The sequence below is a fragment of the Bradyrhizobium manausense genome (assembly GCF_018131105.1).
GTDB lineage: Bacteria > Pseudomonadota > Alphaproteobacteria > Rhizobiales > Xanthobacteraceae > Bradyrhizobium > Bradyrhizobium manausense_B.
The window spans coordinates 2,044,657-2,056,865 of the sequence record NZ_JAFCJI010000001.1; the positions used below are offsets into that span (position 1 = coordinate 2,044,657).

General features: G+C 62.7%; 10 protein-coding genes. 5 read left to right on the forward strand and 5 right to left on the reverse strand.

Annotation, left to right across the window (positions count from 1 at the left end; all coding sequences use genetic code 11):
• Positions 1-15 precede the first annotated feature (15 nt).
• The 3 genes from JQ631_RS09615 to JQ631_RS09625 are packed head-to-tail and all read right to left on the reverse strand — an operon-like array spanning position 16 to position 3,193.
• Positions 16-612 carry an invasion associated locus B family protein gene (locus tag JQ631_RS09615; RefSeq protein ID WP_249160228.1) on the reverse strand — a complete coding sequence of 199 codons (597 nt, stop codon included), beginning with the start codon at positions 610-612 and terminating at the stop codon, positions 16-18.
• The gene (locus JQ631_RS09620; RefSeq protein WP_212325754.1) at positions 609-1,493 is read right to left on the reverse strand and encodes an alpha/beta hydrolase family protein; all 885 of its coding nucleotides are present in this window, start codon (positions 1,491-1,493) and stop codon (positions 609-611) included. Before JQ631_RS09620 ends, JQ631_RS09615 begins: the two co-directional genes overlap by 4 nt.
• Before the next feature lie 11 nt (positions 1,494-1,504).
• Positions 1,505-3,193, reverse strand: coding sequence for an aspartate:alanine exchanger family transporter (locus JQ631_RS09625; protein WP_212325755.1), 1,689 nt, complete (start codon positions 3,191-3,193; stop codon positions 1,505-1,507).
• Between the two features lie 135 nt (positions 3,194-3,328).
• Between JQ631_RS09625 and JQ631_RS09630 the strand changes: the two genes are divergently transcribed.
• The 5 genes from JQ631_RS09630 (at position 3,329) to JQ631_RS09650 (ending at position 10,769) form a co-directional block, all read left to right on the forward strand.
• The gene (locus JQ631_RS09630) at positions 3,329-4,009 is read left to right on the forward strand and encodes a YoaK family protein (protein WP_212325756.1); all 681 of its coding nucleotides are present in this window, start codon (positions 3,329-3,331) and stop codon (positions 4,007-4,009) included.
• Complete coding sequence (locus JQ631_RS09635) at positions 4,006-5,709, forward strand: SulP family inorganic anion transporter (protein WP_212325757.1); 1,704 nt, start codon at positions 4,006-4,008, stop codon at positions 5,707-5,709. Before JQ631_RS09630 ends, JQ631_RS09635 begins: the two co-directional genes overlap by 4 nt.
• Before the next feature lie 135 nt (positions 5,710-5,844).
• Positions 5,845-8,598, forward strand: coding sequence for a decarboxylase (locus tag JQ631_RS09640; protein WP_212325758.1), 2,754 nt, complete (start codon positions 5,845-5,847; stop codon positions 8,596-8,598).
• Between the two features lie 17 nt (positions 8,599-8,615).
• Positions 8,616-10,316 carry an aspartate:alanine exchanger family transporter gene (locus JQ631_RS09645; protein ID WP_212325759.1) on the forward strand — a complete coding sequence of 567 codons (1,701 nt, stop codon included), beginning with the start codon at positions 8,616-8,618 and terminating at the stop codon, positions 10,314-10,316.
• A gap of 18 nt (positions 10,317-10,334) precedes the next feature.
• Positions 10,335-10,769, forward strand: coding sequence for a hypothetical protein (locus JQ631_RS09650; RefSeq protein ID WP_212325761.1), 435 nt, complete (start codon positions 10,335-10,337; stop codon positions 10,767-10,769).
• 70 nt (positions 10,770-10,839) lie between these two features.
• Here JQ631_RS09650 and ppk2 read toward each other — a convergent pair whose 3' ends face one another.
• Positions 10,840-11,640 (reverse strand): polyphosphate kinase 2, encoded by an 801-nt coding sequence (ppk2, locus tag JQ631_RS09655; RefSeq protein WP_212325763.1) that lies wholly within the window; start codon positions 11,638-11,640, stop codon positions 10,840-10,842.
• Positions 11,641-11,680: 40 nt separating this feature from the next.
• A complete protein-coding gene (locus tag JQ631_RS09660; protein ID WP_212325765.1) occupies positions 11,681-12,133 on the reverse strand; it encodes a hypothetical protein in 453 nt (150 codons plus the stop codon).
• Positions 12,134-12,209: the final 76 nt, after the last annotated feature.

Consider the following 12,209-nt stretch of genomic DNA (forward strand, 5'->3'; position numbering starts at 1 on the left):
ACGGTCGAGGGTTGTTCATTCGTCGACATACTGCTCCAGCGTCTTTGCCGGCGCGCCCTCGTAGACGGACGCGAACTGCGCAAGCGGTATCGATGTCGTCAACGCAAGCAGATTGGCATCGACAACTTCTAACGCCAGTACTTTGCCGGACTCCATCTCCTTGATCATGGCTGGGTCGGCCACGTCAGCTGCGATGCACGTATTGGTGGCGCACCAATTATAGGGGACCCGACGAGCCGAGCCCTGATCGACCGTCACCTTTGCCGGCTGTTGTAGATACATGCCGACAGGCATGAACAGTTGCAGGCGCACCGTCGGCGAGTCTTCGCGCTCGATTAGGTCTACGCGAAGTGCCGTTTGCCCTGTCGGAAATTTTCCGGTGATCGATGTTCGACAGAGCTTGGGCGCGCCGCCCGCCTTGAAGCAGATCTTCTGCCAGTCACCAAATGTGACGTCCTTGGCTTGGCGCTGGCCTCGCGTTGCAACCTCGGCAGGCTTGTCGGCCTGCGCCATCACCTTCTGCGCGGCGAGGCTGACGACAGCGAGGACCAGGAAACCGGAAAGATAATGAAGAGGGTGAGGCATCGTCGCGACTCCTGAGTTCAGGCTCATTTTTGCGCGTCGAGAAATTTGCTCACGATTGGCGACCAGATCGGGATCGCGTCCGGTGAGCCGATAAAATAGTGACCCTCGTTGCCGAACGGCGGCATCAAATGGTACTCCGCCTTGCCGCCGGCGGCCGTGAAGGCCGCGTGCATGCGCTTCGACAACTCGGGGCCGAAGAACGTGTCGTTCTCGATGTAGATCCACAGCATCGGTATCCGCGAGGTACGGCCGAAAATCCCCGTCGCCTCGACGAGCTTGTCGGGCGCGCAATTGTTGTTCGGCTTGCCATCAACACGGCCGCCACGTCCGGCGGCGAAAGTGATGATGGCTTTCACTTCCGGCGGGTTCACGCTTGATAATGCTATGGACGCCCAGCCACCGGCGGATTGACCGACGACGATGATGTCCTTTGGAATGATGCGTTTCTCGGCGGTCAGATAGTCGATGATCCAGCGATCGACCTGCGCGACCGCGAGGCCGGCATCGGGGAAATTGGGGTGATCACACTTGCCAATCTTGGAGAAGAACGGACCGTACAGCCCGCGTTCCGGAATATCGATCGCAGCCGCGCCATAACCGGTGCCAACGGGCGCGACCACGAGATAGCCGCGCTTTGCAAACCACTTGGCGGCGTCGCGAAACTCCACCATCGGGAAGAAGCTGCGGTCAGCCATGTTGAGAGAAACGCCGTGGTTCATGATGACGAGCGGGAAGGGGCCGTCGCCGACTGGACGCACGAGATAAGCGAACATCGGCAAGGGCAAGGTCAGCGCCCAGAGTTCTTCCTGGATGCGGATCTCGTCCTCGGCGCGCGCGGGAGCGGCGATGGCGAGGAAGACAAGGATCGCTCCCACGAGCGCGCGGAGGACTACGGACAGGGGACGCATTACGATCTCCGTCATCCCGAATAGGTAGCCGCGACCACGATCGGGCCGAGCACGGTCAGCACGACGTTTCCGACCGCATAAGGCACGGCGACGCCGAGCACCGGCGTCTGGCTCTCGGCAATGTCGCAGGCGCCGGTCACGGCGGCGTCGACTGTCATGGCGCCCGCCAGCGCGCCGCAGGTCACCACGGGGTTCATCCGCAGGACGTAGTATGCGACCAGCGTTCCGACTGTGAGCGGGACCAGTGTGACAACGATGCCCATGCCGACGAGCAGCAGGCCATGGGCCTGGATCGCGGACCATGCTGCAAGGCCATTGCCGAGCCCGATCGCGGCGATGAAGCCGCCGAGGCCTAGATCGCTCAGGGTCTGCTGCGCTGCCGGCGGCATTGCGCCGAAGGTGGGATTGCGCGAGCGAATCCAGCCGCAGACGAGGCCGGCAACGAGCGCGCCGCCTCCGCCGCCGAGCGTCAGCGCAACGCCGCCGACCTTGAAGCTGGCGAGACCGGCCAGAAGGCCGACAGCGATGCCGGCGGCGACGAACGCGATATCGGTACGATCGCTGGTGTTCAGGGCGTGACCGACTTGCGCTGTCGCGCGCGCGATATTGCTGCTGCTGCCGACCAGCGTCATGACGTCGCCGACATAGACGCGCGTGTCGGGGCTGAGTGGCACTTCGCGGCCCATCCGGGTCAGCGCGCGCAGGAAGACGCCACGCGCATCGGCGCCGACGATGTCGGCAACCTCGCGGATCGACCGGCCATGCAGCTTGCGATTTTCCACGAGCACGTCGATGACGTTGCCAGGGAGGCCGCGCAGCAGCTGGTCGGCGTCGATTTCGGCACCGATGATCGGCTTTGCCGCGACGATCGACGCGGTTGGGCCGGTGAGGACGATGTCGTCACCATTTTCAAGAATGGCGTCGGGCTGGGGAGTGATGTCGGCGCCACCACGGACGATCCGCTCGACGACCGTGCGGCTGCCAACCTCGGCCTCGATGGCCAGGACGGTGCGACCGGCGGCAGTCGAGACCCGATAGGCCCGCGCCTGGAATTTGCGATAGGACAGGTTCTCCGCCTTCGCGGGTGAGCCGCCGGCAAGCTCCGCTTCCAGTTTCGCCGCCTCTGACTTGAGGTTAATTCCCATCAGCCGCGGCGCGACGAAGGGCACGAACAGCAGCGTGAGGATGTAGCCAAGCACGTAAGTCACGGCATAGCCGGCGGCGATATTGGCTTCCTGTTGCTTCAGGACGTCGGCGGCGAGGCCGAGCTGCGCCATCGCGCCCGATGCGGTGCCGATGACGGAGGATTGGGTCAGCGCACCGGCGGTGAGGCCTGCGGCCGTGCCGGTATCAAGCTTGAACAGATGGGCGAAGATCAGCACGAGCACGAGGCCCGTGCCGCCGATCACCAGCGCCAGCACAACTTGCGCCAGTGTTCGGATGCTCAGGGAGGCGAAGAACTCTGGCCCCGACCGGTAGCCGATCGTGAAGACGAACAGGCTGAACAGGATCGCGCGGAGGATCGGCGGGAAGGAAAAGCTGCCGAGCTGCCCGATCAGGACGGCCACGATCAGGATGCAGGCGGTGGTGCCGATCGAGAAGCCGCTGATCTTGATGCGGCCGAGAGTGGTGCCGATCGCAATTGCCAGCAACAGGAAAATTTCCGGAGCGGTGGAGATCATCCACCTGACGGTTTCCATGGTCGAACTCCCCTGGGGGCGCTTTCGCGCGATTTGATTTGTGGCGTGGGAAGTTTGCTTGATCCAGATCAAGCTCTGGCGGTGACGCGACGACGCCTATGGCGGCATGAAGAGCGTGTGTCCGGTATTGCCGACATGAGTACCCTCGACGTCGCTGCCGGCGCGATCCGCCGCCATGAGACCGTCGAGGTTGTTTTGCTGCTGGCATTCGCCGGCGGTTTTATCGATGCGTATACCTGGATCATCCACGGGGTGCTGGCCAACGCTCAGACCGCCAATGTGGTCTTTCTCTGGGTTTATGCGATGTCCGGAGACTGGGCGCAGGCATTTCATTTCGTGCCGCCGATTCTGGCCTTCACAGTCGGCATCGTGATTGCGGCCTGGCTGCGCCACATCGCCGGCGATCGCGCCAGCACGCTCAGCGTTCTGCTCGAGATTGTTTTTCTGATCGTGATCGGAATCCTCCACAACCGGCTGCCGGAGCTTGCCGGAACCTTTGGCATTTCGATGGTTGCAGCGATACAGGCGGCAATTTTTGTCAAGGTTGAGGGTACGGTTTGCAGCACGGTGATGATCACGGGTAACATGCGTCAGATTGTCGAAAGCATCTTCGCTGTCGTCTATGGAAGTGCGCGATCCGGCACGCTGCGGAAAGCGGCCGTCTATTTTGGGCTATGCGCGGTGTTTGGTTGCGGTGCCGCCGTCGGCGCGTTTGCTACCAAGACCATTCCCGATCTCGCGCTCGGTATTCCCGTGATAGCGCTGCTCTTCGTCCTGTTGCGCTGCGAAACGGCACCACGCGAGGCGCCCAAATGAACTCGCCTTCTGAACCGAACTGGACGCGTTTCTTTCCACCGGCCGGCTGGCTCGCGACCTATCGGCGCGAATGGTTGCCATCCGACGCCGTCGCCGGCGTCACGCTTGCGGCCTATGCCATTCCAGTCTCGCTGGCCTATGCGGCGCTTGCCGGCTTGCAGCCGCAGATCGGTGTCTACGGCTACATGCTCGGCGGCATTGGCTATGCCCTGCTTGGTGCGTCACGGCAGCTGGCGATCGGTCCGACCTCGGCGATCTCGCTGATGATCGCCGCGACCGTCGGCGCGCTGGCCGGCGGCGATGCCGTGAAGTATGCACAGATCGCCAGTCTCGCGGCCTTCAGCGTTGCCGTGCTGTGCTTCATCGCCTGGCTGTTCAGGCTCAGCGTGCTCGTCCGCCTCGTCAGCGACAGCATTCTGGTTGGCTTCAAGGCCGGCGCGGGACTCACCATCATCATGAGCCAGTTGCCGAGCCTGTTCGGCGTCGCCGGCGGCGGTCACAATTTTTTTGACCGCGCCTTCAGGCTGATCGGACAACTCGGCCATCTCGATCCGCTCGTTCTGGCGATCGGCGCGGTCGCGCTGTTGCTGCTCCTGCTCGGCGAACGGCGGCTGCCCGGCAAACCGGTCGGCATCAGCATCGTGGCACTGGCGATCGTGGTGGCGACGGTCTTCGGCTTCCCCGGTCTCGGTGTGCCCGTTACCGGGAAGATACCAGAGGGGTTGCCGGCGCTTGGGATGCCGACCTTCGGGCTGCTGGAGTTCGACGACCTGTTTCCGCTCGCCGCCGGCTGCGTGCTGCTGGCTTATATCGAAGGCGTCTCGGCGGCCCGGAGCTTTGCCGCCAAGCACGGCTATCCTCTCGACGTCCGGCAGGAGTTTTTGGGGTTGGGTGCCGCGAATCTCGCCGCAGCCTTCGGCCACGGCTATCCCGTCGCCGGCGGCCTGTCGCAATCCGCCGTCAATGACAGCGCTGGTGCGCGAACACCTCTGGCGCTGGTGATCTGTTCGGTGACGCTCGGGCTTTGTCTTCTGTTCTTCACGGGGCTACTCACCAATCTGCCCAAGGCCGTGCTGGCGGCGATCGTCTTTGCCGCCGTCTACAAGCTGGTCGATATCCGCGCGCTGGTGCGGATGTGGCAGGTCAGCCGGATCGATTTCTACGCAGCCTCGATCGCCCTGATCTCCGTGTTGCTGCTCGGCATCCTCCAGGGCGTCCTGCTGGCATCGATCGCATCGATCTTCCTGCTGCTGGCGCGGGCGTCGCGGCCGAACGTCGCGTTCCTCGGCCGCTTGCCCGGCAGCGGCCGCTATTCCGACAGCGCGCGGCACGCGGACGTCGAGCCGCTGGTCGGAATCATCGCGTTCCGCCCCGAAGCCTCGCTGCTCTACATCAATGCCGAGACGATTCTGGATGCGGTCCTGACCGTGCTCAGGAACTCGCCGGGTATCCATCTGGTCGCCTGCGACCTCTCGGCGTCGCCTTATATCGATCTCGCGGGCGCGCGCATGCTGCACGACCTCCATGACGAACTGGCGTCGCGCCGGGTCACCCTCTGCATCGTTGGCGCACATGCACAACTCCGTGACCTCCTGCGCGCCGAGGGGCTCGGGGAGAAGACCGACAGCGGCCAATGGCTGCGCTCGCTCGACAGCGTTCTCGGTGACGACAAGGCCGATCCGGCTCAGCGAACGGCCTGACCTGATGTGTTGCGATGCGAATAGCGACGCTCGGCGCTCCAGAATGCGCGCGACCGTTGACTTGGATCAATGGAGCGATCGGCGCTGAAAGCACCATCCCGCATCACTTTTCGCCCCAAGGATCGGGAGAGACGCATGGCCAAGGATACCAAGACCGCACAGAAGCGCATCGACCAGTTCTTTTCCGGGCCAGGCGCGCGCGCCGACGACTGGCGTGATCTGGTCGAGGCCGGAAAGGTGTGGGCCCGCGGCGGCAATCGGGCGGCCTATGACGCGGCGCTGGCCAGCCTATCGGTCACTGAAGAATTCCACGGTTATCCCGGTCTGCAGTTGATGGCGGCGCTGCGTGAAGCAGCCTCAAGCGGCGATGCGGCCGCCTCGCTGTCGCTTGCGACTCGCATCACCCAGGCGCTGGCGACGCGATCCTTCCGTCAGCATGCCGGCGACTGGAGTGCAAAGGACGATGGCAATGGCGACACGCCCGAACTGGTGTCGCCCACCTTTACCGGGCAAAAGGGACGTCGGCCCTATTTCGAGACCCTGATCGTCACTGGCGTGTCATCCAGCCAGTGGCCGGCGCTGGCGGCCGAATGGCGCAAGCTGCGACGCCCCGAAGATGGCTTCATCTATGAGCCCGTTATCGTCGGCAGTCTCGAGGACGCGTTCTGCGCGACCATGCTCAATCCCAACCTCGGGGCCGTCGTGATCAACGAGGGCTTTGGCCTCCGTTCGCGGCACGATGCGCCGGTTCTTCGTTCGATGACGGCAGCAGCCGGCCTCAAGGACGAATCCGACGCTTCCGCGCTGCGGCTTGCTCAGATCATCAAGCGCGTCAGGCCTGAGCTCGATCTCTACATGATCTCGAACCGCGACGTCGAGGACCTGGCCGGCAATCCCGAGGCCAACGTCGTTCGCCGCATCTTCTACTCGGTGGAAGAGCTGCTGGAGCTGCATCTGTCGATCCTCGAAGGCATTCAGGATCGCTACGATACGCCGTTCTTCGACAATCTGAAGAAATACGCGCAGCGTCCGATCGGGACGTTCCACGCGCTGCCGATCGCCCGCGGCAAGTCGATCTTCAAGTCCGACTGGATCCGCGACATGGGCGAGTTCTACGGCCCGAACCTGTTCTTGGCCGAGAGCAGCGCCACCACCGGCGGTCTCGACAGCATGCTGGAGCCGACCGGAAACATCAAGAAGGCGCAGGAGAAGGCGGCGAGGGCGCTCGGTGCGGATCGCGTGTTCTTCGTCACGAACGGCACCTCGACCTCGAACAAGATGGCGGTGCAGGCGCTGCTTGCGCCTGGCGATATCGCGATCGTCGATCGCAACTGCCACAAGTCGCACCATTACGGCATGGTGCTCGCCGGCGCGCAGCCGCTCTACGTCGAAGCCTTCCCGATGACGGAATATTCGATGTACGGCGCGGTGCCGCTGAAGACGATCAAGCAGGCGCTGCTCAATGCCAAGGCCGAGGGCCGGCTCGATCGCGTCAAGATGCTGGACCTGACCAACTGCACCTTCGACGGCCACATCTACAACACCCGCCGGGTGATGGAGGAATGCCTGGCCATCAAGCCGGACCTGATCTTCCTGTGGGATGAGGCCTGGTTCGGCTTCGCGCGCTTCTCGCCGTTCCTGCGTCGCCGTACGGGCCTCGGTGCTGCCAACGAGATCGAAGCGTGGATGCATGACCCGAAGTCGGTCGAGGCCTATGAGAAGCAACAGGCTCAGCTCGGCAAGGAGCCATCGAACGAGACATTGCTCAACACGAGGCTGATCCCCGATCCCCGCAAGATTCGTCTGCGCGTCTACCAGACGAACTCGACCCACAAGTCGATGTCGGCGATCCGGCAGGGCTCGATGCTGTCGGTCAAGGATGTCGAATTCCACACGGTTGAGCAGCAGTTCAAGGAGGCCGTGTTCACCCACGCCTCCACCAGCCCGAACCAGCAGCTCATCGCCAGCCTCGATATTTCGCGGCGGCAGATGGAGCTGGAGGGCTATGGCCTCGTCGCCAACGCGATCGAGATCGCCTTCGCGATACGTCAGGCGATCAACAATAATCCGCTGCTGTCGAAATATTTCCGTGTCCTGGGTGCCGACGTGATGGTGCCCGCCCAATATCGCCAGAGCGGATTCACCGACTATCTGGCCGATGGGGTGAACTGGGCGACTACGCTGAAGAGCCTCGACGATGACGAGTTCTGCCTCGATCCGACCCGCATGACGCTGGTGTGCGGCATGGCCGGCTTCGACGGTACGCAGTTCAAGGGCATTCTGGCCAACGAGTACAATATCCAGGTCAACAAGACTTCGCGTAACTCGGTCCTGGTCCAGTCCAACATCAACAACACCCGCAGCGACGTCGCGCACCTTCTCCGCGTCCTGGCCGAGATCGCGGGCGAAATCGATCGCGGGCTGACCCAGGGCGGCGAAAATGCGCGCAAGACGTTCGCGGCACGGGTCAAGAGCCTGATGACGGACGTGCCTGATCTGCCGAACTTCTCGCATTTCCATCCGGCGTTCCGCAGCGATTCCGGTGACAAGACCAACGAGGGCGACATCCGCACCGGCTTCTATGCCGCCTATGACGTGGCGGGCTGCGAGCACCTCCGGCTCAACGATCCCGAGATCGACCGACGGCTGAAGGCTGGGCCCGAGCTGGTCTCGGCGAACTTCGTGATCCCGTATCCGCCTGGCTTCCCGATCATGGTGCCGGGCCAGGTCATTACCCAGGAAACCATCGACTTCATGCGCAAGCTCGATGTGAAGGAAATCCATGGCTACGACGCGAAGGAAGGGCTGAAGCTCGTGCGCACCGAAGCCCTGGCGAAGCTCGGCCGGCCGAAGCCCGGTGCGTCGCCGAAGCTCAAGGCCGCGTCATAGGTTGAAGGGGGACCAACATGCAGGCGTTTTTCACATTTCTGCAGCAAAATCCGTATCTGCTGCTGTTCTTCGTCGTCGGTCTCGCCGTCTATATCGGCCGGGCCAGCATCAAGGGCTATGGCCTCGGCATGGTTGCCGGCGCCATCGTGGTCGGCGCAGGCCTGTCGGTCTGGTCATCGACCTACGGCGTGAAGCTTGAGCTGAACAATTTTGCCAAGAGCCTGTTCTACTATCTCTTCATGTACGGTGTCGGACTGCGCGTCGGGCCGTCCTTCATCAACAGCCTGAAGGGGGACGGCCTCAAGTTCTGCGTGCTTGCGTTGGTGTCGAGCATCATCGGCCTTGCTCTCGTTGTCCTTGGCGCCAAGATCTTCGATCTGCCCGTCGGCGCTGCCGGCGGCATGCTCGCGGGTTCGCAGACCATGTCGGCGGCGATCGGTTCGGCCGAGCAGGCGATCACCTCCGGTGTCGTCAAGCTCCCGGAGGGGATGAAGCCCGAGCAGGCTTCCGGCATGATCGCGCTGTCCTACGGCATCACCTACATCTGGGGTACCGTCGGCATCATCCTGATCTGCAAATATCTGCCGCGCTGGTGGGGTGTCGACGCCAAGGCGGCCGCGAAGCAGTATGAGCAGGAATTCGGCGTCAAGGATCTCGAGGGCGGTGGCCTGACCGGCTATCGTCAGTTTGGACTTCGCGCCTACCGGCTGGAAAACCCGGCAATGGCCGGTGTCAGCATTGCGAAATTCCGCGCAATGAATCCGGAATACCGGATCGTCAATGTTGGGCGCAATGGTGAGCCGCAAGGAGCCGATCCGGATTTCGTGCTGCAAAAGGGCGATGTCGTCGCGCTGGGCGGCTCGACGGAGAGCCTGACCGACAAGATGGGCCTGATCGGCCCGGAGGTCGCGGATGCCAAGACGCTGGGCATTCCCATGGACCAGGCGGACATCCTCATCACCAACAAGGAAATGGTGGGGAGGACGTTCGAGTCCTTCCGCGACACCGCGATCGCCGGCCAGTTGCAGGTCACCAAGGTCGAGCGCGGCGGCGTGCAGATTCCGGCCGGCCTCAAGACCAAGCTGGAACGGATGGACATCGTGTCCGTGGTCGGCCTCAAGGGCGCGGTCAACGAACTCGGCGAGATGTGGGGCCGCATTGCGCGGACCAATACCTCGACCGATCTTCTGACGCTCGCGGTCGGCATGATACTCGGCTTCCTGATCGGCATGATCGACTTCCCGGCCTTCGGCGCCAGGGTTGGCCTCGGCAATGCCGGCGGTCTGCTGTTATCGGGCGTGATCGTCTCGTCGATCGTGTCGCGGCTCCGCTTTTTCGGCAATACGCCGAACGCGGCCCGCAACGTGCTCGAGGATCTCGGTCTTGTCGTGTTCGTTGCCATCGTCGGCGTCAATGCGGGTGCGGGCCTGCTGTCGCAGCTCACGGGTGCGATTGCGCTGAAGATCTTCATCGTCGGCTTCATCGCCTGCACGATCCCGCCGTTCATCGTCTGGGCGATCGGCTTCCACGTCTTCAAGATCAACCCGGCCGTGCTGATGGGTGGCGTCGCCGGTGCGCGGTCGCACTCCGGCCCGTGCCGTGAGGCCGCGGTCGAGATCCAGAGCTCGGTGCCCTGGATCGGATTCCCGGTCGGCTACGCCGTCTCGGGCATCCTGTTGACGATCTTCGGCTACTTCGCAATGCTGCTGGCGCAGTAAACAAAGGGGAAGAACGCTATGAGGAAATTGACTATCGCCGCCGCAACTGTCGCCTTGCTTGCTACTGTCGCCGGTTTCAGTGCGCCGTCGCGTGCTGACACCGGCCAGGTCGCCATCGTCTTCACCAAGGGCGGCTTCATCGTCGGCGTCGGCGGTGGGGAGGGCGTTCTGCTCTACCGGGGCCACAAATATCCCTTCACCGTTTCCGGGATGAGCGTCGGCTTCACGATCGGTGCCTCGACCACCAAGCTGACAGGCCGCGCACTCAATCTCAACGGACCGCAATCGCTTGAAGGGTCTTACGCTGCAGGTGGCGCAGGTGCGGCGGTTGCCGCGGGCGCCGGCGCCGTTCAATTGCAGAACGGCAATGGCGTGATCCTTCAACTCAGCGGAGCGAAGGTCGGAGCGGAAGTGTCTGCTGCTGTTGGTGGCGTCACAATCCGGCTGAAATAGAACAGGGAACGAGACTCACAAAAACGGGCTGCGTCACCGCAGCCCGTTTTTCATTTGAAAATTCCGAGATTCAGTATCGCTCTTCGACAAACTTCAGTCCGCGCAGGCTTGCCTGGTCGTTGTAGCGTCCCTTGTGCGTCCGCTTCGGCAGCAGGACCTTCTCCCGCTTGACCTTCTTGTAGGGGATTCTCTGCAGGATGTGCGAGATGATGTTCAGCCGTGCACGCCGCTTGTCGTCGGAACGGATCAGCCGCCACGGCGCATGCTTTGTGTCCGTCGCTTCGAACATCATGTCGCGCGCACGGGAGTAATCGTACCAGCGTCCAAAGGACTCGGTATCCATCGGGCTCAGCTTCCACTGGCGCAGCGGATCCTCGATGCGTGCCTTGAAGCGGAGCTCCTGCTCTTCCATCCCGACCTCGAGCCACAGCTTGATCAGGATGATACCGGCGTCGACGGCGAATTTCTCGACCAACGGACAGAGCTCGAGGAAGCGCTTGTGTTCGTTCGGCGAGCAGAAGCCCATGACATATTCCACGCCGGCACGGTTGTACCAGCTGCGATCGAAGATCACGATCTCACCGCCGGCCGGGTATTGCTCGATATAGCGCTGCAGGAATAGCTGGGACTTTTGCCGGTCGGAGGGGGCGGGCAGGGCGCAGACACGGAAGACGCGCGGGCTGACCTTCTCGGTCAATGCCTTGATCGTCCCACCCTTGCCGGCGGCGTCGCGCCCCTCGAAGATGATGATCACCTTCAATTTCTGCGCCTTGACCCACTCCTGGAGGTGGCACAGCTCGACCTGGAGCTTTCTAAGCTCCTTCTCGTAGTCCTTGCGCTTCATCTTCTCCGCGGGCTCGTCCTTGGCCATGCCGGTCCTTTCACCGTTGCGCTCGTCACTCGTGTTAAATTCACTCGTCCCAGGAAATGGTCACACCGATGTCGCCGGGCATGCCACCGGGGAAATCGATGATCTGGTAGGCGATGCGATATCCTCGCGGCTGGAGGTAGTCCGCCCAGAGCTGGAAGATCTCCTTGGGGATTCCGGTCAGTGTGGTCTCCCAGCCCTTTTCCATCTGGTTGATGGCGCGCCCCTTGTCGGTGCAGAGCGAATTGGGGAAACGATAGACCATCACTTCGGTCAGTCCGTTTCGCACGGCGCGCTGGATGATGGTCGCTGCAAGCTTGATCTTCTCGTCCTCGCTCTTGCCGGAAGGCTTGCTCAGCCGCTCGATCAGCGCGCGTTTTTCGGCCTCGGCTGCCGCGGCGAGACGAACATATTCCTCGGCCTTCTCCGCCTCCTTGAGCGCAGCTTCCTTCCGGATCTGGGTGGCGTTGGGAATGAGATTATCGAGGCCGGACATGGCAGCGGCTCCCTGTGAATATTTCATGCAGCGTTCATAAAACGCTAGGTCTGTCTGGGCCCATTCCCTTGATTCA